This is a genomic window from Clostridioides sp. GD02367, from assembly GCF_045900275.1.
Classification (GTDB): Bacteria; Bacillota; Clostridia; order Peptostreptococcales; family Peptostreptococcaceae; genus Clostridioides; species Clostridioides difficile_A.
Window position 1 is genome coordinate 135,625 of sequence record NZ_JBJODK010000007.1, and the last position, 25,611, is coordinate 161,235.

Below are 25,611 nucleotides of genomic sequence, written 5' to 3' on the forward strand. Positions count from 1 at the left end.
TATGAATATTACAAAAAATTTTTTAAGAGACTATTTAGAAAGATTTGGCGAAACACCATTTCTAGTTAGGCTTAAAGATGGAGAAGAATTTCTAATTGGAGATGGCTCTCCTCAGTTTAAAGTTATTGTAAATAATGATATTAGCAAATCTGAACTACTAAAAAGTACATCTTTAGCACTTGGAGAAGCCTACATAAATAGAGATATTGAAATTGAAGGAGATTTATTCTTAACTTTAAATCTACTTTTAAGACAAATAGACAAATTCAATATTGATAATTCAGCTGTAAAACATCTATTACACTCATCAAATTCAATGAGACATCAAAAGAAAGAAATACATGCTCACTACGATATTGGTAATGATTTTTATAGTTTATGGTTAGACAATACACTTAGTTATTCTTGTGCATATTTTAGAAATGATAATGATACTCTTTATGAGGCTCAAGTCAATAAAGTTCACCACATATTAACTAAACTAAATTTAAAAGAAGGTATGAGTCTTCTTGATATTGGTTGTGGTTGGGGATTCTTACTAATAGAAGCAGCAAAGAAATATAAGATTCATGGTGTTGGAATTACACTTAGTGAAGAACAATATAAAGAATTTAATAAAAGAATTCAGGAAGAAAATCTTCAAGATTATCTCGAAGTAAAGCTTATGGACTATAGAGAGCTTAAAAACTCAGACCTTATGTTTGATAGAGTTGTAAGTGTTGGTATGCTTGAACATGTTGGTAGAGAAAATTATGAGCTTTTTATTAAAAATGTAAATGCTGTTCTAAAGGATGGAGGATTATTTTTACTTCACTATATAAGTGGTCTTAAAGAGTCTTATGGAGACCCTTGGATAAAAAAATACATTTTCCCAGGAGGGGTTATTCCTAGTCTAAGAGAAATGATACATATCTGTAGTGATTACAAATATCATACTATGGATGTAGAAAACCTAAGATTACATTATGTAAAAACCTTATTATACTGGCAAAGAAATTTCTATGAAAATCTTCCAAAGATTAAAGAGATGTTTGATGATAAGTTTATAAGAATGTGGGACTTATACCTTTGTTCTTGTGCTGCTGCTTTCAACACTGGTATTATAGACATACATCAGATACTTTTCACCAAAGGTATAAAAAACGATTTACCTCTTACTAGAGAATATATGTATCCTTGCTCAAAATAATATCTTTACAAACTATAACATAATCTAAACTTAGTTATAAAAATAGAGCTATTTCTAAACAAGATTACTCATTCTAGAATAGCTCTATTTGATTAATTTATTATATTATAAGCATTGCTCTACATATATCTTTATACACTATAGCAAAACTCTCCATTTTCTTTTATATTAAAAAAGTCTGCATAACATACATCAAATATCCTATTTTCTAAATCAGATATTTCAACTTTGTTTTTTATCAAATACGTTAATACACCAACATATGAAATATCGCCTTGTACAACAGCTCCATAAATTATATTGTCCTTAAAAACGAATTTTTTATAATCATTAATCCCATCTCTAGTTAATACTTTATAGCTATTATCTACTGGTGTATTCATACCTATAGAGATGGTTGGTATATCCATGAAATTCATGCTATTTTTAAAAGCAAATTCATCTTCTATCTTTTTATCTTTTCCAACCATATTGTACGCAGCTACAATTCCTTGCTTTACTGCTAAAGGCCAAATAGCATTTTTACCAACAACATCACCAGCTGCATATATATCTTTTTGTGTTGTTTGGCACATATCATCTATTACTATACCTCTATCATATTCTATTCCTGTTCCATCTAGAAAATCAGCATTTGGTTTAACTCCTGTAGCCACAATTACCATATCAGCATCAAGAATCTCTCCATTTGAAAATGCAACACCTTTAACATTTTTATTATCATCCAAGACAATTTCTTGGATTGATGCACTTGGGTAAAATTTCACACCCTTTTCTTTAAACTTGTTTTCATATACTGAAGCTGTATATTCATCTAATTGTCTATCTAAAATGTACTTTTCCATAAATGCTACAGAAATATTTAACTGCTCATATTTAAATAATCCAACTAATGCATCTATACCAACTAGCCCAGCACCTATTATAACTACATTTTTAGAGTTTGCTGCTTTTTCTTTTATTTTATAAATATCATCTATGTTTCTCACAGAATATACAAAATTTCCATCTCTTAAATTTTTTATTGGAGGAATAGCAGAAGACGCACCTGTAGCTATTAAAAGCTTATCATAATTTACAGTAATATCTTCTGTCTGAACTACCTTTTTATTTATATCTATACCTTTAACAGTTTCACCTGAAATCCAATTTACATTATTTTTCTCCATAAAATCTTCATCAACACAATTTATTTGTTTTAAAGTTCTGTGTTCAGATATAACATGATGTAACATACATCTTGAGTATATATTTTCATCTTTAGAAATTACTACTATATTTGAATCTTTATCTAATTCTCTTAATGTTTTTACTGCATTGATACCAGCAGCACTAGCTCCTAATACTACATAATTCATCGTTTTCCTCCTTCTGTAATTCAATTGCTCCACTTGGGCAATTAGCTACACATCTAGGATATTCCTCATCTTTACATAAATCACATTTAAGTATGTTTTGCTTGCTTCTGTCATCTGGCTTTAATAATCCATATGGACAAGACATTACACACATATAACATGAACCACATTTTTCTTCATCATAAGAAACGATTCCACTTTCGCTATCTTTATGCATTGCACCACTCATACATGCTAATACACATTCAGGTTCATCACAGTGTCTACAAAGAATTGGAACTGGATTATTATGCTTGCTATCTAACTCTATATGTCCTCTACTATCATTATCTATATTTTCTAAATCAAGAGTATACATATCATAGTCTTTATTGTGTTTTAGCATACATGCTAATACACAACTCTTGCATCCTGTACATAAATCTTTATTTATAAAAATTCTATGCATTACATTCCACATCCTTTAACCCTAAATTTTTTCTTCTGTCTATTATTATTTCTTCTAATTGATTAGCTGAAGATTTAGGGTCTGGATTCACTATAACATGTCCTCCTGTTAAGTCTTTTAATTTTTCTGTTAATACTTCTGTTACTAATTTTCCTCCTGTTATAAATGGAGGTAAAGCTAAATGAAGAGGTAAACCAAGAGCAAGACCAAAAGCTCCATCAGCTAATGCTTGTTCTTCCAACCATTGTGGCGCTGAAAGTACCAATGGTAATTGTGGTAAGTCTATTCCAAGCTCAGCTGCTAATTCAGTTGCTACTATTTCTAGTCTTCCTATAGCTAGACATGGACCAAAGTTTAATACTGGTGGTATCCCTAGAGTCTTACATACTTCTTTTAAGTTTTCTCCTGCTAATTCTTCTGCTCCAGGTGACATAAGACCAACATTTTCTAAGCCTCCAGTAGAACATCCTGCAGAAAGAACTATGATATCTTTTTTAATCAATTCTTTAGTAAGCTCAACAGTATTTACATCATGTCCTCCTGCTGTCATATTTGAACATCCTACAACAGCTGCAACACCTTTAATTTTTCCTTCTGCAATTAAATTAATGAGAGGTTTCCATGAATCTCCTAAAAACGCTTTTAAGTTCTTTTCACTTACACCAGTTAAAGATTGCTCGAATCCATGGTCTTTTGGTATGTCTATTTCAACACTTCCTCTTCTCTCCTTATAAGATTCTAATGCTTTTTCTATCAATGTATTACTAAGTTCATCTAATTTACTTCTGTCTAATCCTATATATTCTGCATTTGCTTTTTTGGCAACATCATCTAAGCAAACCATTTTAACTTTATATTTATCTGCTATTGGCTCAAGACCTGGTATAGTACAGTTAAACTCTGAAAGAACTATATCTATTGCTCCAGTTGATAAAACTGCTTCACTTGTAAAATTGTTACCTGCATGTCCAGCAAATACTTCTTGATAATGTTCTCCTCTTAATTGTAAATCTTGACCAACGCAAGTACATCCTACTAACTTAAAGCCTTTTGCTCCAGCAGCTTGAGCTAATTTTATAACATCTTCATCTTTTAATCTATCTTGGAAATTTGCAAATGTTGAATGTTGATGACCTGTTATCATTATATTTATGTAGTCTGGGTCTATTACATTAAATCCTACAGGAGCCATTCTTATAACTGGTTCCCCTAACATAACATCATTTAAAAGATTAGTTAGTGTAAGACCATATAATCCTGTTGATATACCTAGATTTAAACAGTTAACTAACATATCTACTGGATCACTATTTAAATTTGTTGATGATTTTACTATTGCATCAAAAACTTCTGACTTTGCACCACCAGGCATTATACCTAACTCTTTCCATTTCTTCACTCTAGGTGCATAAGCTATTTTTTCTACCAATTCCATTTTGTCATCTCTTGATTTATATAAATCATTAATAACTTTATCAGCAACTTTTATACATTTATCATATTTTTCATCACTTTCAATTCCAAACATCTCTGCTAATTGATTTAATGTTTTTTCTCCTTTAATAACACCTTTAGTTGTTCCAACATTCTTTAAATTCTTAGCTGTATTTTCTACCACATGTAAATAACAAGCTGCTCCTGATGCTACAGCTCTTAAAAAGTTTCTTGCTACTATAGTGTCTGCATCTGCTCCACATATACCTCTTGGAGATTTAGGAGTTACTCTACATGGTCCATTTGAACAGAGTCTACAACAAACCCCCTGAAGTCCAAAACCACATTTAACTTTTTGATCTTCTGTTCTATGAAATGCTGTTTCAACATCCTTTGAAGCTACAAAACTTTCTAATTTCTTGTCTGCGCTTTCGCACATTTTACAAGTGTTACAAGCCATTACAAATTCCCCCTTATATTTTTATATTAAAAAAGTAGATTAGATAGCTTTATTATAATTGATTATAATTTAACTATTAAAATCTACTTATTTAATACCACGTTTTACCATATCCTAAACAAAATATAAATTATTAAAATAAATATATATATTTATTTTTTTTTACATTTTATTTATTCAAATCTTTACTTATTTTTTCTAATTTATTTAAAACTCTATCTTTCTCACTTCCATCCAGCACTTTTGGTTGATAATTGTTTCTAGAACTACTAGATGTTATTGATGTTGGTATTATATTTGGCTCTTTAATTGAAGTTAATTTGTCATCTGAAAAAGAAAAAGTCTGTTGATATATATAGCTATCTGTATCAGAAGGATTCTTATTTCCTCCAAAACAAAAATTTCCTAAACTATAAGCTATGTACTTATCTTTATATTTTTCTATACCTTGAATAACATGTGGATGAGAACCCATAACTAAATCAGCTCCCTTATCTATTACATAATGAGCAAAATCTTTTTGTTTTTTATCTGGATAATAATCTAATTCTATACCCCAGTGAAAATACACCACAACAACATCTGATTTTTTCTTTAGTGCTTTAATATCATCTTCCATTTGTTTTAAATTCTTTTCATTATATTCAGTTGATAATCCATTATATCCTAATAAACCTACCTTAATTCCTTTAACATCTATAACAGCATCTTTACCCAGACCAAAATAGTTTATTTTATTTTCATCTAATATAAACTGTGTATCTTTCATTCCTTCTTCAAAATAATCTTCTGAATGGTTATTTGCGATACTTACTGCCTCTACACTTCCAGATTTTAAAATATTTACATACCCTGGAGTCCCTTTAAATGCAAATTTCTTTTCTTTTGCATTTGATGCAGTAGTAAGTGGTCCTTCCAAATTAACTACTGTTAAATCATCTTTTTCAAATATAGGTTTTACATTTTTAAGAAAATAATCATAATCTTCTCCTTGTCTTTTAAATTCATGGTCAAAACTACCATAATAAGATGACCCTTTATAGTTTCCCATAGTTACATCACCAGCAAAACTTATAGTTATGTCTTTTTTTACAGGCTCTTTTTTTTCTTCAACCTTACTTTGGCTATTTTTAGAATCCTTTTTAATATTGCTTTCCTTATTTGGATTATTAGAACATCCTACTACAAATAACACTATACTCATAATACATATGTAAACTAATTTATTTTTCATATTAAACCCCCTTTGTATTAATAGTTTTTAAGATAAAATATACTTTTTTAGAGTATAACATTTTTAAATAGAATCGATACCCTATTCTTTAACTTTAATTTTATTTTTAAAATAATCCCCTTTAAGATAAATAAAAATATAAGCAGATTAAACTTTATTGTAAAACTTTCAAACAAGAATATCACAATAAAGTTTTTGTTGTAGAATTAATTTAATTGTTATATTCAATAATATTTGTTATAATGTTATTGAATTACAATACATATAAAAGGGAGGATTTCAAAATGGCATATAAAATTACTGACGCTTGTATAAGCTGTGGTGCTTGTGAGGCTGAATGCCCTGTTAGCTGTATATCAGCTGGAGACGACGCATATGTTATAGATGCTGGTTCTTGTATAGACTGTGGTTCTTGTGCAGGAGCTTGTCCTGTAGATGCACCTCAACCAGAATAATAATTCGTTATTCATAAAGAGACTGATTTTATTTTATCAATATTTAATCAGTCTCTTTTTAATTATGTATAATTCAAGTATCATAATTTATATAATTTGTTATATTCTATATATTTCTCTTCTTAATATACTATTAATCTACATTTAGATACTTTTAATTTAATATAAATTTAATCCTCTTCATAAAATCTTTCATATTTATCAAAGCAATCAAGGCATACTTTTTTATTTTCTTGAATCCTTATATACTGCTCAGGTGCAAATTCACCACATACTTCACATTTAAGAGATTTAAATATTCTTGCTTTTTCAGGAAGTTTTAGCTTTGTATCTGTAATCTCAAAGATATCTTCAAAATCACTTTCTAATAAGTATTTTTTATACCCTTCTCTGTCCATGTCAAACGGTTTAGATTTTACATATATTCTTATAGATTTTTCATTTTCTCTATTAAAGAAATGATATACTGATTTTCCAGTCAGCCTAAGTAGTAAATTTCCTTTGCCCATTGTACAGCTTAGCACTACTTGTATACCATCTACCCCACAGGCATCATTTTCAGAAATGCATACAATTTCCTCATCTCCTGATTGTTTACATCCTAAGTATTCTCTTGCTGCAAGTGCTGCTTTAAATCCTATAGCCAAACCTGGACATTCATGACCATGAAATTCAATAGCCTTTGACCATAATTCCTCCACTAAAATCACTCTCCTTAAATATTATTTATTTATATAAATTATTTAAATCTTTATTTTATCCTAATACTTCAAAAAGCCAGAGGATTTAATATTAAATCGTCTGACTTTCTCAATACTTCTCATAACTACTGATTATTAATATGTTTAAGTTGTCTACTTTCCTTCTTTCATTAAATATGATAAGGTAAATAAGCTTTCTGTTAGGTTTACATTTTCAACTATAACACCTTTCGGAACTTCTAAGTCTAATGGCGCGAAATTCCACACCCCTTTTATTCCAGCTTTTACAACTCTATTAATAACTTCCTGCGCTCCATTTTTAGGTATACATAATACAGCAATATCTATATCATTATTTTTTATAAAGTCTTCTAAAGTATCTGAATCTAATACTTCAAATTCTCTTATCTTTAAACCTATCATTCTAGGATTTGCATCAAATAAAGCTTTTATCTCGAATCCAGCTTTTCTAAATCCTGCATAATTGGCTATGGCTTGTCCTAAGTTACCTGCTCCTACAAGAACTGCGTTGTATGGTCGATCCAATCCAAGAATTTTACCTATCTCAGTATGAAGAGCCTCCACGTTATAACCATATCCTTGTTGTCCAAATCCACCAAAGTTGTTTAGGTCTTGTCTTATTTGAGAAGCAGTAAAACCTATTATATCACTCAATTCTTTAGAAGATATTCTTTGTATATCCCTATCTAATAAGTCTCCAAGATATCTATGATATTTTGGGAGCCTTCTTATAACTGCCATTGATATATTTTTATTTCCCAACATCTTCACCTCCTAAAAGTGTCCTCTTTTTTGTTTGATTCACAATAAAATATTTCTTTTTCAAAACTAATACATATAACCTTGATTATATTATATCAAAACATTATAATTTTAGATAGTTCAAGGAGGTAGAAATTTATGATTGTTTTGTCATGTAATAACTTAAATAAAAGTTTTGGTATAGATTCTATATTAGAAAATATTAGTTTTACAGTAAATGAAGGCGATAAAATTGGTATAATCGGGGTTAATGGTACTGGAAAAACTACTTTATTTAAAATAATTTCAGGAATTTATGGTTATGATAGTGGAGATATTTACACTTCTAAAGATTGTGAAATCGGATATTTAGAACAAAATACCAATTTTTATTCGGATAATACTATTTTAGAAGAAGTGTTAGAAGTTTTTAAAAATTTGATAGAGATGGAATCTTATCTAAGAGAATTAGAGGTTAAAATCTCAGAAGAAAGTACAAAGACAGACTCTCCAATTCTAGAAAAAATAATGGACGAATATTCACATAAACTGGAATTATTTTCAGATTTAAATGGATATGGTTATAAATCTGAAGCCAAAGGTGTTTTAAAAGGATTAGGATTTAGTGAAAATGATATGGATAAACCAATAAGTATACTTTCTGGTGGTGAAAAAACTAGAGTTCTTTTAGGAAAATTACTTCTTAAAAAACCAACTTTATTGTTACTTGATGAACCGACTAACCACTTAGATTCTGAAGCTATAGAATGGTTGGAAGTATTTTTAAAACAATATAAAGGTACTGTTATGTTAATATCTCATGATAGATATTTCCTAGACCAATCTGTAAATAGAATTTTTGAGGTTCATAATAAAAGACTTAAAGTATATAATGGTAACTACTCTAAATTTGTTGAGTTATCTAAAGTAGAAAAAGAATTAGAACTTAAAAAATTTGAAGACCAGCAAAAAGAAATAAAAAAGCAGGAAGAATCAATAGAAAGACTTAAAGCTTATGGTAGAGAAAAACATCTAAAACGTGCAAGAAGTAAAGAAAAAGCATTGGATAAAGTAGATGTTCTAGATAAGCCAGAAGCTTATAGAAAAAAAGCTCGTATACAATTTACTCCTTCTGTCCAGAGTGGTAATGATGTTCTTCAAATCAGAGATGTATCCATGGGTTATGGGGAAAGAATACTTTTTAAAGATTTGGATTTAGATATATATAGAGGAGAAAAGGTAGCTCTTATTGGTGCAAATGGTATTGGTAAATCTACATTATTTAAAATAATAACTAACGAATTACAACCTCTTAGTGGTAATATTAAATTTGGGACTAATGTACACGTTTCTTACTTCCATCAGGAACAAAAAACCCTTAATTTAGATAACACAATAATTGATGAGATTTGGGAAAATAATACGCATCTTACTCAAACTACCTTGAGAAATATGTTAGGAGCATTTTTATTTGTTGATGAAGAAGTTTTTAAAAAGATTTCTACATTAAGTGGTGGAGAAAGAGCTAGAGTTGCCATACTTAAACTTATATTATCAAATGCAAATCTATTATTATTAGATGAGCCTACTAACCACCTAGATATTGATTCTAAAGAAGTTCTTGAAGAGGCATTAACTAATTATGATGGGACTATATTTACAATATCACATGATAGATATTTTCTAAATACAGTTGTTGATAAGATTTTAGTTTTAGATGAAAATGGAATTACTGAGTACCTAGGAAATTATGATTATTATATTGATAAAAAAAGGCAAATCCAAGAGATGAGTCTTATAGAAGAAAAAGAAGAAAAAACTAGAACTCAAATAAAAGATGAAAAAAGAAAAGAAAGAGAACAAAGAGAAGTAGAAAAGAAGAATAGAATAAAAAGACAAAACATAGAAAAAGAAATTGAAAAGTTAGAACTTAAAATTGAAGAATTAGATATACTTTTATGTCAAGAAGAAGTATACTCTAATCCAGATAAGGCTAAAGAAGTTAGCCAAGAAAAAATTAATCTAGAAAATAACCTTGCCTCTCTATATGATGAGTGGGAAGAATTTATGTAAAAAGGAGAGGATTATTTGCAAGAACTATTTTCTTTAAAAGACGAAAATAAAAGATTTTATAAAATACTTCTATCTTTATGTATACCTATTATCATACAGAACTTAATTTCTACTTCTGTCAATGTAATAGATACAGTTATGATAAGTAGTTTGGGGGAGGTATCTGTAGCTTCAGTTGGAGTTGCAAACCAGTTTTTCTTTCTTTTTAATATGTCCCTATCTGGTATTACAGGAGGAGCTGGAGTTTTTATTTCACAGTTTTATGGAAAGAAAGATATAAGTAACATAAGAAAAGTCACAGGACTTACTTGTATATTGGCCATTATCCTAAGTTTTGTATTTGTTATTCCTGCTTTGCTAACACCAAAACCAATTATACACATATTTTCTTATGATTCAGAAGTTGTAAAACTTTGTATAGATTACTTTAGCATTGCAGTATTTAGTTATCCATTAATAGCTATAAGTACAGTATTTAGTACTGGTTCCAGAGGTGTTAGAAATCCTAAGTTAGGTATGATTTGTAGTGCATTCGCTCTTGTAACAAATGTTATTTTAAATTATGGATTTATATTTGGTAATTTTGGCCTTCCTGCAATGGGTGTAAAAGGAGCCGCATTAGCAACTGTTATTGCTAGAATATGTGAACTAATTTTAATGATTACTTACGTTTATTTTTATAAAAAGGACTATATATTAAAATTTGGTTTGAAAAATTTAAAAGCTATTGATAGGATTTTTATAAAATCTTTTTCATCAAAAAGCTTTCCTATATTTGTAAATGACTCTGTATGGGCAGTTGGAACTGTTTTGTATTCTGTTGCATATGCAAGAGCAGGTACATCAGCCATAGCAGCAAGTCAAATAGCAACCAGCACAGGTAATTTTTTCATAATGACAGCTGTATGTATTGCATCTGGTGCATCTATTATGCTTGGAAATGAACTTGGGGCTGACCATATTAAAAGAGCTATTGAGTATGCTAAAAAGTTTTCTATACTGGTATTTTTAGCTGGCTTAATACTTGGAATTATTTTAATTTTAAATATACCATTATTATTAAAGATGTTTAGTGTCTCTGATAGTTTATCTTCTGATATAACTAAGATATTCTTCATAATGGGAGTACTAATGGCTCTTAAATCCTTTAATACATTAGTCATAATTGGTATTTTAAGAAGTGGTGGAGACACTAAATATGCTCTATTTTTAGAATTAGGATGTATGTGGTTAGCTTCTATCCCTTTAACTTTTATAGCTGCATTTAAAGGAGCTCCTATATTTATTCTTGTTCTACTCACTTATAGTGAAGAAGTAGTTAAATTTATATTTGGTGTTCCTAGAGCCTTATCTAAAAAGTGGGCTATTAATATAGTAAAGGAAATTGACTAATAACGATACTATACCTTATAAGTATATAATATTTATAAACAGTCTCATTGAAAACAATTAAGATATTTTTTATTTTCAATGAGACTATTTCTATATCCTCTATTCATCTTCCAAAAACTCTTTTACTTCAAATGACAACCTATGTAATTCATCATAATTTAAAATCTCATATGTATTGCTTATTTTTTTTATTATCCCCTTCTCAGTTAATTTTAATAGCGAATAATACCTACTTTTTCTACTAATAGAATATATTTCACTAAAATGGCGAATAGCTTTTATATTGCAGACACTATTTTCTTGTTTTTTAAAAATACAATATGCAATAACTTCTGTGCAAGAAAATAACTCTCTTACCATTCTAGTTTTATATAGCTCATATATCCTTCTTGTACATTTGCTATGAAATAGTGCAATAAAATCTGGTTTAAGATAAAATTCTTCAAAGATATGTTTCTCAAATCGAAATAATTTTATATTGGTCTTTGCAAATATATCGCATTTCAAATTATGTTCATATATATAACTGATTTTACCTATAAATTCATTTTCAGGTACAATGTCAACAAGAAATTTATTTCCCCCTCTAGTCGTACATTCTACTAAAGCAACTCCCTCTATTATGAAAAATACTTCTTGTAAATCTTTATCTGATGCTACAAATCTCTGACCTTTTTTATATTCAACAATTGATACTTGATTTAAATTATTTTTAATAATTGGGTATATGCTTGTTTTTTCTGCTTTCATCAAAGTTCTCCTTTATAGTATATTGTATAAAATGTTTTATTTATATATTTAAATTTATATTATTTTTAATAAAAGACACTATTACTATTAAATTAATCTTGACAAATCTATTCTACTCACGCAGAATAAACTTATACATATATATTTTCATACATTATTTATTTTAATACAATTCTATATTTATGAAATTATTTTATCAATAGAATTTATTAAAATAAATTTTTTAGGTGTATATTATAATTTAATCGAATAGAAATGAAAAATATACATACAGTTTTAATTTTAAGCAACAATTAGGGGGATTTGGTGACAAGATTTAATTATAAGTAAGAAAGTGTCTTAAGGTGACTTTTATAAAGTCATGGATAGACACTTTCTTTTTTATTTGATAAATTTAAATTATAAAAATTATATAGCCCTATACAAGCATTTTATTAGAGGCTATCTATTATATAAGGAGAAGTTAATGAAAAAATCAGTTGCGTTGGTAAATGATAGTAGAAAAGATTTAATAGATTTTTTAGAAAATAATTTAAAATTAGTTTTTGGAGATTATATAAATATTAACAGATACTTTATAGATGAAATAAATGATAATGACATTATAAGTGATGATGTGATATTAGTAATGTCAGTAGAAAGATTAGATAAAATCATAAATAATATATTAGATAAGAAAAAAGTTATTGTGATAAGAAGAACTTTTAAGGAAGATAAAATATATAATTTATTATCTTTACCACAGGGAACAAATGCTCTAATCGTAAATGATTCCGATGAAACTACTCTAGAAACTATAAGTTTGTTTTATAAAATCGGAGTAACTAATATCAGACCAATCCCATATATGAATGACAATACTTATAAAGATATAAAGATAGCTATAACTCCAGGAGTTCCAGAAAAAGTACCTAGCTTTATCTCAGATATATTTGATTTAGGCCATAGATATATAGATATATCAACTTTTATAGAAATAATAAACTTATTACAAATTGATTCAAAAGAAATACAATCTAAGCTAGTAAAATATTCAGAGGAGATAATAAGTCTGGATACTGGTATAAAAGATAAATATAAAGAACTGTTCTTAAAAATAGAAGAATTAGATACAATATTAAACTTGTCAAAGGATGGCATACTATTTACTTCAAAAGATGGTGAAATAAATACATATAATAGTAAAGTAAAAGACATCTTAGACATAAAAGAAGATATATATGGAAAGCATATTGAAGAAATATTTACAGATAGTTTAAAGGTTTTATTAAATGAAAAAGAAATACTGGACAAAGTTATTATATTCAATAAAAAATATATAAATGTAAATAAAAAAAATATATACAATAGAGATGAAAAGATGGGTACATACTATAGTTTGCAAGAAATAACATATATAAAAAAATTAGAACAAAATCTTACTAAGAAATTAAGGGAAAAGGGACAAATAGCAAAATATACATTTAAAGATATAAAAACAAATAGCCCTAAGATGATTGAATGTATAGATTTAGCTAAGAAAGTTTCTAGGTCTGACCTAAGTATACTTATCAGAGGCGAAAGTGGAACTGGTAAAGAACTAATAGCTCAATCTATACATAATAATTCAAATAGAAAAAATCAGCCCTTTATAGCAGTAAATTGTGCGGCCGTCCCTGAGAATTTACTAGAAAGTCAGTTATTTGGATATGATAAGGGAACTTTTACTGGAGGTCTAAAAGATGGAAAGCAAGGATTATTCGAACTTGCTAATAATGGGACAATTTTCTTAGATGAAATAGGCGATATGCCTTTAGAATTGCAAACAAAACTACTTCGAGTTCTTCAAGAAAAACAAATAATGCCAGTTGGCTCTCACAATGTAATTAATATAGATGTTAGAATCATATCTGCTACAAACAAGAACTTAGAACAAATGATTGATAAGAGCCAGTTTAGGGAGGATTTATATTATAGATTAAATACAATTCCAATAAACATCCCTCCTCTAAGAGAAAGAAAAGAAGATATATTAATTATCATGGAAGATTTAATTAATAAGAAATTAGTAATTACACCAGAGGCCAAAAAGCTTATACAAAACTATACATGGAAAGGTAATATAAGAGAACTCCAAAACGTAACATCTTATTTAAATATTATGTGTGATGATATTATACTAGAAAAAGATTTACCCCCCAATTTAAGAACTTTAAATAACAAAAATTCATCATTAAAATTAAAATATAATAAAAATGATATATTAAATATACTTGAGATATTAATTTTAAATAAGGAATCAGATGTTGGAATTGGTAGAGGACTAATTTTAAAGACATTACTAGATAAAAATATCCAAATCACAGAAGGTAAAATTAAAAAAATATTTGAATATCTGAAAAAAGAAGAACTTATAATTTGTGGTTCAGGGAGATATGGAAGTAAAATAACTCAACAAGGAGAAGACTTCTACAATAAATTAAAATATGAAAGTTTGTAAACATATAATATATTAAACAAAGAAATCTATTCAGGTGCAAGACGCTTCCTCAATAGATTTTTTATTTTTCAAATGTGTAAATATAGTACATTATTTCATGTGTAATCAATAGGAATTAATAGGAATAGGATAAATTTAATAGTTCCTATTATTTTTATATAGGCTAATATATAAGCTTATTCTTATTTAAAACAATACTTTTTGGGGAAAATTGCAATAAAATAATCATTTTTATATTTTGTCAACAAACAAATGATTATTTTATTGCAAAATTCTTATAAAAAACAAAATTTATTCCTTAAAAATTATGGCACAATAATTGCTACTATAATTAACCAAACAATAAAAAGTAATTGGAGGAATAAAAATGCAACAGGCTTTAAAATTAGAATATCAAACTAAAGAATTAGAAAAAGATTTTGTAATAGAAAATTGTAATTCTATAAAACCTTGGCTAATAAATGTAAGAAGAGAATTGCACAAAATTCCAGAATTGGCTCTTGAAGAAAACCTTACCAAGCAAAAAGTCATTTCTTATTTAGAAGAAATAGGAATCGATTATATTGAATTTACAAAACACAATGGGATTATGGCATATATTTTAAAAGAAAATGCAGATAAAACTATTTGTATAAGAGCGGATATGGATGCCCTTCCTATAGAAGAAGAAAATAATATACCTTATAAATCAATACATTCTGGAAAAATGCATGCTTGTGGTCATGATGCACATACAACTATGCTACTTGGAGCGTGTAAAGTTTTAAATTCAATAAAAGATAGATTAAACGTAAATGTAAAGTTCTTATTTCAACCAGCAGAAGAAGGCTTTGGAGGAGCAAAATTCTTAGTTGAAGATGGATGTCTAGAAAATCCTAAAGCTGATTATATATTTGGACTTCATGTTATGCCACATATTGAGACAGGATTTATTGAGACAAAGTATGACACATTAAATGCTAGTGTTGACACTATAACGATAAATGTTAAAGGCAAAAGAGCTCATGGTGCATACCCTGAAAATGGTATTGACGCAATAGTTACAGCATCACAAATTGTTACATCCTTACAAACTATAATAAGTAGAAACTTAGAACCAAATAATGCTGCTGTTTTAACTATAGGTAAAATATATGGTGGTGATGCACACAATGTAATATGTGAAGATGTAAAACTAGAAGGCACTTTAAGAACTTTAAATGGCAAAACAAGAAACTTTATGATTGATAAGATATCTAAGATTGTTGAAGACACTGCATCTGCATTTGGATGTGTTGGAACATTGCATGTAAGTGATGAAAATTATCCAGCTGTTATAAATGAAAAGGAATTAGTAGATACTGTTATCTCAAGTACTAAAGAATTATTTGGAGAAGAAAAATTTATATTAAGACCAAACCCTTCTTTAGGTGGTGAAGATTTTTCTTTTTATACAGAACATTGCAAGGGAGCATTCTTTCATTTAGGCTGTAAAAATGAAGAAAAGGGATTAATTTCACCTCTACATACATCTAGCTTTAATATAGATGAGAATTGTCTTCCAATAGGTGTTATGATGCATGTAATGAATACTTTATATTTTAATTAATACAGTAATTAATAAAAGAATAGGAGATAAATTAATATGGAAAAGGCTAAAAAATTAGGGTTATTTAGTATGATATTATTAGGAATTAATAGTATAATAGGTTCAGGTATATTCTTACTACCAGGTAAAGTTTATAACCTAGCAAGTCAAAACAGTATATTTATATACATTTTTGCTACAATTTTAGTTCTATCAATACTTTTATGTTTTGCAGAAGTTGGAAGTATGTTTGATAAAAATGGTGGTGCATATCTATATTCCAAAAAAGCATTTGGAGATTTTATAGGCTTTGAAGTTGGTACCATGTCTTGGGTTATAAGAATTATATCATGGTCTACTCTAGCAGTAGGATTTGCAACAGCTTTAGGTTCATTTTGGCCAGAAGCTGCAACTGAATACAAGGGCTATATAGCAGCAGTATTAGTAACACTACTTTCTATAAATAGTTTATTTGGAATTAAAAGTACAAAGATAATGAATAATGTAATAACTATAGCTAAATTAGTACCACTAATAGTTTTTGTAATAATCGGAATATTCTTTATAAAATTTGAAAATATTGCCCCTTCAGGTAACGTAGTTAACTCTAGCATGGGACCAGCTATCATATTGGTATTTTACGCATTTACTGGATTTGAATCATTTATCGTAGCAAGTGGAGAAATGGAAAACCCTAAAAAAAATCTTCCAATTGCCTTAATAACTACAATATTTATATGTGCAATAATTTATATTTTAATTCAAGTTGTCTGTATGGGTATACTTGGAGATAAACTATTTGAAAATAGTATTCCAATTGCAGATGCTTCAAGTGTGTTTTTAGGTAACTATGGTAAGGTATTTATATCTGTAGCTACATTAATATCTATATTTGGTATAAATATAGGTTCTTCAATAGTAACTCCTAAATGTGGTTCTTCTCTAGCAGAAGAAGGTTCTCTTCCAGCATTTATAGGAAAAACAAATAAATATGATGCTCCATATGTAGCAATAATTATATCTTTAATTTGTTGTATACCACTTGTATTGACTGGAAGTTTTGAACAACTTGCAGTAATGAGCGTAATTGCAAGATTTGCTCAGTATATCCCAACTTGTTTGTCAGTAATAGTTTTAAGAAAAAGAACAGATATTCAAGGCTCTTTTAAGATTCCATTTGGTCCAGTTATACCAATAGTAGCTATTTTAGGTAGTTTATGGCTGTTACAACAAGCTTGGGCAGAAGATATGGCAAAACCTATAACTCAAAATAGAGTTTTAATAGGGTTAGGAGCAATGTTATTAATAGCTCCTCTATACATATTTATGAAAAAAAACAAGGGAATTGAGTTTGAAGATAAAGCAGAGGATTCAAAATTATATATTTCTAGAGAAAAAATTCAATAACATTTTATAGATTATTTAGAGAATGTAATAAATAAAGGCGAAAGCATAGATTTGCTAACGCCTTTATTTTAATATAAGCTATCACCTAGTTTAAAACTGATTCAATATATTCAATAGTTACATCCATTCTTTTAGCCACCTCATTCATTGAAAGTCCACTATCTAAAAAACGTCTACACACAGATGATATAGTTTCCCCAACCTCAATAATATGACCATCTAAATCATAAAATCTAATTGCTCTTTGACCCCAACTATGTTCTACAACCAGATGAATATAATTTATATCTTTCATTGTACTCAATCTTTCAACAAAAGTATCAAAATATTCTTCTTCAAAATATAACTCTGCATCATTTCCATTGAATTGTACTTCATTATCACTCTTATTAATAAACTCTAACCAAAGTTTTTTTTCTTGTAATGATATATTACCTTCTAACACAACATTTTCTCCAAAATCACAGGTTACATTTAATCCTAAAACATCATAATAAAACTTTTTTGATTTCTCAATATCTTTAACCACTATTAAAGCATTTACAAACTTCATATTACCTCCTTGATATACATATATTTTATTTATATCTTATAAATAAAATTAAACTATATAGATTTCAATAGGATATTATATAAATAAAGAAATTACAAACCTTATTGAAATAGTTTAGTTGATTGTATCATATAGTACATATTTTAATCTTGTAAAAAACGGACATCTATAATACTCTCTATACTTTTTGTACCTTTCATTGATAATTGATTTTAGTTGTTTATAAAATAGATTCTATTAAATTTTTTCATATTCATGCTTTACCATATTACATTTACTACAATAAAGTAAACGTAATATATCTTCTAATCATAATTTAAACTATATAAAAAGGATGTCACTCTAGCTTTTAGTGTAACATCCTTTTTAATCTTATATTATTTACTTTTAGAAAGCTGTCTCATGACCAACATAACAAGCTATACCATTATCCAAAAATATATCTTGTAACTCTTCAAGATGCTCTTCATCAACATCTCCCTTATCAGAATACTCATACTCCTTACCTAATTGAATCCACTTTGATTCTCCTAGCCTATGAAATGGTAATAAGTTAATCTCTACCAAATTGTTTTTGTGCATAAAAGATATAATATCACTTATATTTTCAGTACTATCATTAAATCCTGATATAACTGGAACTCTAAGTACCAATCTTCCTTTCCAGTCAGAGTTAGCAAGATTTGATACATTTTCCAATATTAAATCATTATACACACCTGTTTGCTCTTTGTGTTTTTCTCTATCCATATGCTTTATATCAATAAATGCAAAATCAATATCTTTAAATATTTTATTAAAAATTTCATTGGAAACACATGCACTCGTCTCAATAGCAGTGTGTACATTTATCTCATGACATTTCAATAATACTTCATGTAAAAATTCATGTTGAAGTAGTGGTTCTCCCCCACTAAATGTTACTCCTCCATTACTTCTCCAATTATTAGAATCACGTTTAATTACTCTTATAAGTTCATCTACAGTATAAGACTTCGCACATAACTTAAACGCATTGTAATAACATGAGTTGACACATTCAAAGCTTTCACAGTCTTTACATATGTTCCAATCTATAATTGGCTTATTATCAAGATTAAAACTCAATGCACCTTTTTTACATTTACCATGACATACAGTACACCCATCTTCATATTTACAAGATAACTCACTAAACATCATATGGGGTCTTACAGTCCAACTTTCAGGATTTGCACACCATTTACAACTAAGTGGACATCCATTTAAAAATACAGTTGTTCTGCAACCTGGTCCATCATGAACTGAAAAGCTTTGTACATCAAAAATCATACCTGCTAGTTGATTTTGTCTACTCATTAAACATATGTCCTTCACAAGTAATTGCATTTAATGTTGAATATACCCAGTCTTCCTTTTCAAGACCAACACATTTGCCTATACCTTCATCATTAACATCAACGAAATTTTTACAATTTTTACATTTTGGCATCACTTTTAATTCTTCACAAGCTTCATCATCTAAGTTAAGCATTTGTTTTGATAGTCTACAAATTCCTTTTGTAGCATCTACTGCACAAAAATTCATACAATCACTATGTTTTTTCATATTTTACACCCCTTCATACTCTGTTCTAGCAATTACTTCATCCTGTATTGGTTTTCCTAATTCACACCAGTATTGAGTGAATCCAGCAACACGCACCATCAATTGACGATAATTATCAGGATTTTTCTGTGCTTCTTTTAACGTTTTTGAATCCACAACATTGTATTGTATATGGAAGCCACCTTTTCTTAAGTAACTTCTTGTTAAGTCTAATAGTTTTTTAGTACCTTGTTGTCCTTTAATAGTTGTTGGGTGAAGTTTTAAATTCATTTGAGAATTTTGAACTACTGCTTGGTCCCAAATAGTTGCAGACTCAAATAATGCATAAACACCATTTTTATCAGTTCCTGCATATGCAGAGACTGAACCATCTGAATATGTTGTTCCACTTAATCTACCATCTGGAGTAGCTAAAGTGGCAGCTCCTTGTGGCCCATGTGTAGAAACAGATATTTGACAAGGATACATTTTTTTAGCATATAAAGATTGTGCTTCTTCACACACTTTTGCTAACCATACTTCATAGTTTTTAAGAATGCTATCTGCATACAAATCATTATTTCCATATTTAGGTGCATCAAGACAGGCCTTATAGATAGCATCATATTTACCAGTTTTATCTACTTTTACTTGGTCTGCCATAGAATAGTTTCCAACCTCTAAAGCATCTTTAAATCCAAAGTTATTCAAAATAGCCTCTTTCATTTCTTCAAGTGTAAATTCTTTATCATCATATACAAGTTTTTTAAGTGCAGCAAATGAATTAACCATAGTAACAGTACCACAAGTTTCTACATTTAATGTCGCATTATAACGGTATCCCATGTTTCCTATATGTTGACCCTTGTCTAAACAATCTGGTTTTAATAGCGAATTTATTACAGAAGTATCAAACTTTCTCCATATATCTAATTCAATATTATTTGCTCTTTCAAGGACATTTATTGCTTGTTTATAATAATCTTTAAATACTTCTACAACCTCTTCATATGTATCTAGAGGTTTATTATGAGGTTCAAATACTTGCACATTCATACGGTAGTCTTTACCATTCATAAGAACAAGTTCTAATATTTTAGGATTAGCTAAAAAATGCACTCCAGAACCAGCTGTTTGCCCTGCTCCACCTGCTATAGAATATGTTTTCCCATTTAAAGTTAACTGTTTCCAACATCCTGGAGATGTTTCTAGACATCCGCCTAGTGCAAAAGCTCTAGCTTCTTCAACAGTCATACCCTCATCGCCAAATTGTCTCATCATGAAAGTTGTCCCATTTGAGTTGTTTACCCATGCTGGATAACCAGAACCAAGCTTTGTACATTCAATAGCCTTCATCAAGAAATCTTCTGGAAGTTTTTCATCATACAACATAGTTAAACTAGGTTGAGGAGTTCTACATCTCATACTTGCTTCTAATAGTAATTCTTCTAATTCATTTGCTCCTGTAGAGCCATCTTCTCTTAGCCCACCTATAGATAATGTGTTAAATGTATTTCCTGATAATACTCCTCCATTTACTCCTGCTGAAGCAAAACAGTCAATACAAGTAATCTTTATTCTATAAAGCTCTAATAATTCAATTACTTCTTCTTTTGTGATTATTCCTTTTTCTATATCTTGCTCATACCAAGGATATAAGATTTGACCAAAGCGCCCTATAGACATACCAGATATAGCATCTTCGTTTACTGATGCTATATGGATTGTATAAGTCAATTGAAGCGCTTCCCTAAATGTACGAGGTTGTTTGTGTGCAATGTGCTCTAATATCTCCACTAAATCTGAATATTCTTTTTTAGCTTCTAAATCTTTCTCTATACTTTCTAAATATTTTGCATGTTTTGCATAATTTAAAATCCAAGTTTGTAGACCCTCAATAACTTGAACAACTGCTTCATAGAAATATAGACGGTCCATTCCAATAAGTCCATCTCCAGATGCGTTTCCTGCAACTGCTTTCTTACATTCTTTTGCCATTTCTATGATTCCATCTAGCCCATAATTCAAAGGATAAAAATAGTTTATAACTTCTCTACCTTGAGGAAGTGTATATCCTGAATCAAACATACAAATAAGTGTACTCATTAATTTTTCTTTTAAATCATAATCTGGCATCATTTTCTCATAATGAAAGCCTAAATCTTCAACTGATCTTCCAACCCATTCCTTAGCCATTTTTACAAGTACAGGTACTTCTTCTTTTCTCATTCCAAATTTACCAGCTATTGAAACAACATTTCCAAAACTCTCAGTTACATTTCCCCCACCAGAACCAAATTTTGTAAGTTCATCTGCTGTGTTACTAGCTAACTTATTTACTTCTTCTTTCATTTGTTCCCCTTGAGCTACGAAGAAACTCTCACTTACCCAAGGCATTGGGAATGACCCTCTATAGTGGCGTGTTTTTTGCATTACTATCTTCTCGCCTGGTATTATATTTGGTGTCATATGAGAAAAAGCAGATTTAAGAGCTTTAGCTCTTCTAACTACAGGTATATCACCATCTGATTTTCTATATTCTCTATTATACCAATATGGAAATTCCATATCAGCTGTAGACAATGTATTATAATATACATTTAATAAATCATCAGCCCTTTTACTTGCTTTTTTTTCACTAAATTCATCTAAATTTTCTTTATCTTGAAAATTTGCCTTAATATTTTTTGCTTCTAAAATACTTCTTATTTTGTCTTCTTTACTTTGACTCATTTCTTCCCCTCCTTAATCTTTCTATAATTAGTATAAAACTTTTTAATAAGGAAAAAAAAGGGTATATTACCCACTTTTTAAAATAATCTTTCTACAAAAAAATTAAACTTGAAGTAAATTCACACCAAAGATAAACTTTATATCCTAAATGTATTGCAATTCATTAGAATATAAAGGTTATACATCGTTTTACTTCAAGTTTTAACATATACTATATTTATTTTGATTGTATTTATTTTTACTTATATTTATTTTTCTGAAACAATTCTTTAATATATTTATAAATTTATTTCATATTACTGATTTATTTTTAAATTTGGAACTGCATTTAAACTCATATCATGTGTTTTACCATTTATAAAATTATAATATCCTGCACACCCAATCATCGCTGCATTATCTGTGCATAAAATTAAAGGCGGATATTTAACAGTGATACCACTATCTTTTGCAATCTCTGTTATTTTAGCTCTGAGCCCTGAATTAGAAGCAACTCCACCAGAAAGAGTTATAATATTGTAGCCTTTATCTCTTGCTGCTTTTAGTGCTTTAGTAGATAAAACTTCTACCACAGCCTCTTGAAAAGATGCTGCTACATCTTCAACTACTATTTCCTCATTTTTCATTCTTTTTCCATTTAGATAGTTTAACACAGAAGATTTTAATCCACTAAAACTAAAATCATAGCTATCTTCTTCTAAATATGCTCTTGGAAACTCTATAGCATGCTTATTTCCTTTTTTGGCGAGATTATCAATAATAGGTCCTCCTGGATAACCTAGATTCATCGCTCTTGAAATCTTATCAAATGCTTCTCCAGATGCATCATCTCTAGTTTTTCCTAAGATTTCATACTTACCATAGTCTTTGACCTCAACCAAGTGGGTATGACCTCCAGATACTATTAATGTTATAAAAGGAGGTTTCAAATCCTTATGCTCTATATAGTTTGCACTTAGATGACCTTCTATGTGATTTACTCCTACAAGTGGTATATTCAAAGTATATGCAAGTGCTTTAGCATAAGATAAGCCTACTAGTAAAGCTCCTACTAATCCAGGTCCATATGTAACTGCAACATGGTCTATATCATTAAATCCTATATTTGCTTTATCTAAAGCCTCCTGGACAACTATATCAATATTTTCCACATGTTTTCTTGAGGCTACTTCTGGGACTACACCACCAAACTTTTTATGTGTTTCTATTTGGGTAGAGATTATGTTTGAAAGTACTTCTCTACCATTTTTTAAAACTGATGCAGCTGTTTCATCACAACTACTTTCTATAGCTAATGTTATTATATCACTCATAAACTCTACACCTCCTTTAATTGGTTCCACATTATAATTGCATCTTCTTTATTATCACTGTAGTATTCTTTTCTTATTCCACCCATTTTAAATCCATATTTTCTATATAGATTTTGTGCTATTTTATTTGATGCTCTAACTTCTAATGTCATAGACACAATATTATTGTCTTTGCACAAATCAACTATACCTTTTATCAACTTGTCTCCTATTTTTTTGCCTCTGTAGTCACTATGAACAGCCACATTATTTATATGCCCTTCATCAAGTATAAGCCAAATTCCCACATATCCAACAACTTTTCCATCTAGTTTAGCTACTATATACCTTGCTACTTCATTAGATAACTCTTTTCTAAAAGATTCTTTTGACCAATAATCTTCAAAACAATTTTTTTCTACTTCAAAAACTTCATCTATATCTTTAATAGTCATTTCTTCTATTTTTATATCATCTACTATTAGTTTTGTATTATCTTTCATCATTTAGCCTCTTCATTTTTTCATCATATTGTACTTCAGCTTGAGATTTTCTGATATACATAGGATTTATTGTATAACAAGTATGTACATCTATATTTTTATTATATTTACTTAATGCCAAAGAACATAAACTTCCTGCATTAGACACATTGTTAACTGGCGAAGGTATTTTTATATTTTTTACATTCTCTAACCTATCTTTATATTTATATACAGCTTCTCCAACTACTATAAATTCTTCATCACTTGATACTATTTCCTCTAATAAAGTATCAAATTCTACAACATTAACACCCTCTAATTCTATTAGCTCTCCATTCTCAAGTTTATATTTAGCTGAATAGACTTGATTTTTCTGTGCATCTAATATACAACATATCTTCCTCTCACATAGATTCATGTTATTTGCTAGGGATTCCAAAGAATTCACTGCTATTATTGGTATATTATTTACATGAGCCATAGCTTTTACTGTAGCCATACCTATTCTAAGACCTGTAAATGAGCCAGGACCTATACATATAGCTAATAAATCTATATCTTTTATACTTAAATCACTCATGTTCAACATACTTTCTATCATTGGCATAAGTTTTTGCGAATGAGTTTTTTTGTTATTTACTGTAAACCCACATATTAAGCTATCATCTTCTACAACTGACACACTTGCTGCCATAGAAGATGTATCCATACCTAGTATTTTCATTATTTAATCAACTCCTCAACTATCTCTTTGTAAAACTCTCCCTTTGGAGTTAATATCATTTCTCTTCCTTCATCTTTATATTTTAATTCTATATTTAAATATTCTTTTGGAAGTATATCTTCTATTAGATTAGCCCATTCAATTATGCAAATTCCATTTGAATTTACATATTCCTCATATCCAATATCATACATTTCATCACTGCTACCTATTCTATATACATCAAAATGATACAAAGGTACTTTGCCTTCATATTCATTTATTATAGTAAAAGTTGGACTTGTTATATAGTCTTTTATGCCTAATGAATCTGCCAAACTTTGTGTCATTGTAGTTTTCCCAGCCCCTAAATCTCCTACTAAACAGATAACACTACCTTCTTTTAAGAGTTTACCTAATTTATATCCTATTTCTCTAGTTTTGCTTTCATTTTCCAAATATATTTTTGCCATTAATTCATCTCCATTTTGATATAATCGTCATGTGAATTTATATCACTGCTTAATTAATTATAGTATAAGCCTCAATTATTATAAAGTACTTCTATT

General features: G+C 28.9%; 22 protein-coding genes. 7 read left to right on the forward strand and 15 right to left on the reverse strand.

Annotation, left to right across the window (positions count from 1 at the left end):
• The first annotated feature begins 1 nt into the window (after position 1).
• A complete protein-coding gene (locus Q3223_RS11590; protein WP_407812025.1) occupies positions 2–1,189 on the forward strand; it encodes a class I SAM-dependent methyltransferase in 1,188 nt (395 codons plus the stop codon).
• Positions 1,190–1,320: 131 nt separating this feature from the next.
• Here the strand turns inward: Q3223_RS11590 and Q3223_RS11595 are convergent, their stop codons facing one another.
• The 4 genes from Q3223_RS11595 to Q3223_RS11610 form a co-directional block, all read right to left on the reverse strand.
• Positions 1,321–2,547: an NAD(P)/FAD-dependent oxidoreductase gene (locus Q3223_RS11595; RefSeq protein ID WP_407812026.1), complete on the reverse strand. Its 1,227-nt coding sequence runs from the start codon at positions 2,545–2,547 to the stop codon at positions 1,321–1,323.
• The gene (locus Q3223_RS11600; protein WP_054268743.1) at positions 2,522–2,995 is read right to left on the reverse strand and encodes a 4Fe-4S dicluster domain-containing protein; all 474 of its coding nucleotides are present in this window, start codon (positions 2,993–2,995) and stop codon (positions 2,522–2,524) included. Before Q3223_RS11600 ends, Q3223_RS11595 begins: the two co-directional genes overlap by 26 nt.
• Entirely contained in the window at positions 2,988–4,889 is a 1,902-nt protein-coding gene (gene cooS, locus Q3223_RS11605) for an anaerobic carbon-monoxide dehydrogenase catalytic subunit (protein ID WP_054268742.1), read from the reverse strand. The genes Q3223_RS11600 and cooS overlap by 8 nt, the downstream gene beginning before the upstream one ends.
• Before the next feature lie 169 nt (positions 4,890–5,058).
• Positions 5,059–6,123 carry a CapA family protein gene (locus tag Q3223_RS11610; protein WP_167639642.1) on the reverse strand — a complete coding sequence of 355 codons (1,065 nt, stop codon included), beginning with the start codon at positions 6,121–6,123 and terminating at the stop codon, positions 5,059–5,061.
• A 284-nt stretch (positions 6,124–6,407) separates the two neighbouring features.
• On the opposite strand from Q3223_RS11610, the gene Q3223_RS11615 reads away from it, so the two are divergent.
• Positions 6,408–6,578: a DUF362 domain-containing protein gene (locus Q3223_RS11615; RefSeq protein ID WP_009888017.1), complete on the forward strand. Its 171-nt coding sequence runs from the start codon at positions 6,408–6,410 to the stop codon at positions 6,576–6,578.
• Between the two features lie 170 nt (positions 6,579–6,748).
• On the opposite strand, the gene Q3223_RS11620 is transcribed toward Q3223_RS11615, so the two are convergent.
• Entirely contained in the window at positions 6,749–7,288 is a 540-nt protein-coding gene (locus tag Q3223_RS11620; protein WP_074178110.1) for an FmdE family protein, read from the reverse strand.
• Between the two features lie 144 nt (positions 7,289–7,432).
• A complete protein-coding gene (locus Q3223_RS11625; RefSeq protein ID WP_021382595.1) occupies positions 7,433–8,065 on the reverse strand; it encodes a redox-sensing transcriptional repressor Rex in 633 nt (210 codons plus the stop codon).
• A gap of 135 nt (positions 8,066–8,200) precedes the next feature.
• Between Q3223_RS11625 and Q3223_RS11630 the strand changes: the two genes are divergently transcribed.
• On the forward strand, positions 8,201–10,114 hold the full coding sequence (locus Q3223_RS11630; protein ID WP_054268739.1) for an ABC-F family ATP-binding cassette domain-containing protein: 1,914 nt from the start codon (positions 8,201–8,203) through the stop codon (positions 10,112–10,114).
• Positions 10,115–10,129: 15 nt separating this feature from the next.
• On the forward strand, positions 10,130–11,506 hold the full coding sequence (locus Q3223_RS11635) for an MATE family efflux transporter (RefSeq protein ID WP_074178111.1): 1,377 nt from the start codon (positions 10,130–10,132) through the stop codon (positions 11,504–11,506).
• 99 nt (positions 11,507–11,605) lie between these two features.
• Here the strand turns inward: Q3223_RS11635 and Q3223_RS11640 are convergent, their stop codons facing one another.
• Positions 11,606–12,256 (reverse strand): Crp/Fnr family transcriptional regulator, encoded by a 651-nt coding sequence (locus Q3223_RS11640; RefSeq protein WP_176702439.1) that lies wholly within the window; start codon positions 12,254–12,256, stop codon positions 11,606–11,608.
• A gap of 466 nt (positions 12,257–12,722) precedes the next feature.
• Here Q3223_RS11640 and Q3223_RS11645 point away from each other — a divergent pair, with 466 nt between their 5' ends.
• The 3 genes from Q3223_RS11645 to Q3223_RS11655 all read left to right on the forward strand — a co-directional run bounded on the left by Q3223_RS11645 (position 12,723) and on the right by Q3223_RS11655 (position 17,709).
• Positions 12,723–14,735: a sigma-54-dependent Fis family transcriptional regulator gene (locus tag Q3223_RS11645; RefSeq protein ID WP_075050850.1), complete on the forward strand. Its 2,013-nt coding sequence runs from the start codon at positions 12,723–12,725 to the stop codon at positions 14,733–14,735.
• Positions 14,736–15,102: 367 nt separating this feature from the next.
• Complete coding sequence (locus Q3223_RS11650) at positions 15,103–16,323, forward strand: M20 family metallopeptidase (protein ID WP_074178113.1); 1,221 nt, start codon at positions 15,103–15,105, stop codon at positions 16,321–16,323.
• A 36-nt stretch (positions 16,324–16,359) separates the two neighbouring features.
• Positions 16,360–17,709, forward strand: coding sequence for an APC family permease (locus Q3223_RS11655; RefSeq protein ID WP_407812027.1), 1,350 nt, complete (start codon positions 16,360–16,362; stop codon positions 17,707–17,709).
• Positions 17,710–17,794: 85 nt separating this feature from the next.
• Here Q3223_RS11655 and Q3223_RS11660 read toward each other — a convergent pair whose 3' ends face one another.
• The 8 genes from Q3223_RS11660 to tsaE form a co-directional block, all read right to left on the reverse strand.
• Entirely contained in the window at positions 17,795–18,262 is a 468-nt protein-coding gene (locus Q3223_RS11660; RefSeq protein ID WP_054268733.1) for a VOC family protein, read from the reverse strand.
• Positions 18,263–18,649: 387 nt separating this feature from the next.
• Positions 18,650–19,600, reverse strand: a complete 951-nt coding sequence (gene hpdA / locus Q3223_RS11665) for a 4-hydroxyphenylacetate decarboxylase activase (protein ID WP_223153378.1) — start codon at positions 19,598–19,600, stop codon at positions 18,650–18,652.
• The gene (gene hpdC / locus Q3223_RS11670; RefSeq protein ID WP_054275595.1) at positions 19,593–19,850 is read right to left on the reverse strand and encodes a 4-hydroxyphenylacetate decarboxylase small subunit; all 258 of its coding nucleotides are present in this window, start codon (positions 19,848–19,850) and stop codon (positions 19,593–19,595) included. Before hpdC ends, hpdA begins: the two co-directional genes overlap by 8 nt.
• Positions 19,851–19,853: 3 nt before the next feature.
• Complete coding sequence (gene hpdB / locus Q3223_RS11675) at positions 19,854–22,562, reverse strand: 4-hydroxyphenylacetate decarboxylase large subunit (RefSeq protein WP_223153380.1); 2,709 nt, start codon at positions 22,560–22,562, stop codon at positions 19,854–19,856.
• Positions 22,563–22,858: 296 nt separating this feature from the next.
• Entirely contained in the window at positions 22,859–23,875 is a 1,017-nt protein-coding gene (gene tsaD / locus Q3223_RS11680) for a tRNA (adenosine(37)-N6)-threonylcarbamoyltransferase complex transferase subunit TsaD (protein WP_407812028.1), read from the reverse strand.
• 5 nt (positions 23,876–23,880) lie between these two features.
• Entirely contained in the window at positions 23,881–24,357 is a 477-nt protein-coding gene (gene rimI / locus Q3223_RS11685; protein WP_054268728.1) for a ribosomal protein S18-alanine N-acetyltransferase, read from the reverse strand.
• Positions 24,347–25,063 carry a tRNA (adenosine(37)-N6)-threonylcarbamoyltransferase complex dimerization subunit type 1 TsaB gene (gene tsaB / locus Q3223_RS11690; protein ID WP_054275593.1) on the reverse strand — a complete coding sequence of 239 codons (717 nt, stop codon included), beginning with the start codon at positions 25,061–25,063 and terminating at the stop codon, positions 24,347–24,349. The genes rimI and tsaB overlap by 11 nt, the downstream gene beginning before the upstream one ends.
• The gene (gene tsaE / locus Q3223_RS11695) at positions 25,063–25,515 is read right to left on the reverse strand and encodes a tRNA (adenosine(37)-N6)-threonylcarbamoyltransferase complex ATPase subunit type 1 TsaE (RefSeq protein WP_054268726.1); all 453 of its coding nucleotides are present in this window, start codon (positions 25,513–25,515) and stop codon (positions 25,063–25,065) included. The genes tsaB and tsaE overlap by 1 nt, the downstream gene beginning before the upstream one ends.
• Between the last annotated feature and the right edge of the window lie 96 nt (positions 25,516–25,611).

What these genes read in the sequence shown, in the direction of transcription:
- Q3223_RS11590 (WP_407812025.1), top strand. Translation starts at nt 2, where the DNA reads ATGAATATTACAAAAAATTTTTTAAGAGACTATTTAGAAAGATTTGGC.
- Q3223_RS11595 (WP_407812026.1), bottom strand. Translation starts at nt 2,547, where the DNA reads ATGAATTATGTAGTATTAGGAGCTAGTGCTGCTGGTATCAATGCAGTA.
- Q3223_RS11600 (WP_054268743.1), bottom strand. Translation starts at nt 2,995, where the DNA reads ATGCATAGAATTTTTATAAATAAAGATTTATGTACAGGATGCAAGAGT.
- cooS (WP_054268742.1), bottom strand. Translation starts at nt 4,889, where the DNA reads ATGGCTTGTAACACTTGTAAAATGTGCGAAAGCGCAGACAAGAAATTA.
- Q3223_RS11610 (WP_167639642.1), bottom strand. Translation starts at nt 6,123, where the DNA reads ATGAAAAATAAATTAGTTTACATATGTATTATGAGTATAGTGTTATTT.
- Q3223_RS11615 (WP_009888017.1), top strand. Translation starts at nt 6,408, where the DNA reads ATGGCATATAAAATTACTGACGCTTGTATAAGCTGTGGTGCTTGTGAG.
- Q3223_RS11625 (WP_021382595.1), bottom strand. Translation starts at nt 8,065, where the DNA reads ATGTTGGGAAATAAAAATATATCAATGGCAGTTATAAGAAGGCTCCCA.
- Q3223_RS11630 (WP_054268739.1), top strand. Translation starts at nt 8,201, where the DNA reads ATGATTGTTTTGTCATGTAATAACTTAAATAAAAGTTTTGGTATAGAT.
- Q3223_RS11640 (WP_176702439.1), bottom strand. Translation starts at nt 12,256, where the DNA reads ATGAAAGCAGAAAAAACAAGCATATACCCAATTATTAAAAATAATTTA.
- Q3223_RS11645 (WP_075050850.1), top strand. Translation starts at nt 12,723, where the DNA reads ATGAAAAAATCAGTTGCGTTGGTAAATGATAGTAGAAAAGATTTAATA.
- Q3223_RS11650 (WP_074178113.1), top strand. Translation starts at nt 15,103, where the DNA reads ATGCAACAGGCTTTAAAATTAGAATATCAAACTAAAGAATTAGAAAAA.
- Q3223_RS11655 (WP_407812027.1), top strand. Translation starts at nt 16,360, where the DNA reads ATGGAAAAGGCTAAAAAATTAGGGTTATTTAGTATGATATTATTAGGA.
- Q3223_RS11660 (WP_054268733.1), bottom strand. Translation starts at nt 18,262, where the DNA reads ATGAAGTTTGTAAATGCTTTAATAGTGGTTAAAGATATTGAGAAATCA.
- hpdA (WP_223153378.1), bottom strand. Translation starts at nt 19,600, where the DNA reads ATGAGTAGACAAAATCAACTAGCAGGTATGATTTTTGATGTACAAAGC.
- hpdC (WP_054275595.1), bottom strand. Translation starts at nt 19,850, where the DNA reads ATGAAAAAACATAGTGATTGTATGAATTTTTGTGCAGTAGATGCTACA.
- hpdB (WP_223153380.1), bottom strand. Translation starts at nt 22,562, where the DNA reads ATGAGTCAAAGTAAAGAAGACAAAATAAGAAGTATTTTAGAAGCAAAA.
- tsaD (WP_407812028.1), bottom strand. Translation starts at nt 23,875, where the DNA reads ATGAGTGATATAATAACATTAGCTATAGAAAGTAGTTGTGATGAAACA.
- rimI (WP_054268728.1), bottom strand. Translation starts at nt 24,357, where the DNA reads ATGAAAGATAATACAAAACTAATAGTAGATGATATAAAAATAGAAGAA.
- tsaB (WP_054275593.1), bottom strand. Translation starts at nt 25,063, where the DNA reads ATGAAAATACTAGGTATGGATACATCTTCTATGGCAGCAAGTGTGTCA.
- tsaE (WP_054268726.1), bottom strand. Translation starts at nt 25,515, where the DNA reads ATGGCAAAAATATATTTGGAAAATGAAAGCAAAACTAGAGAAATAGGA.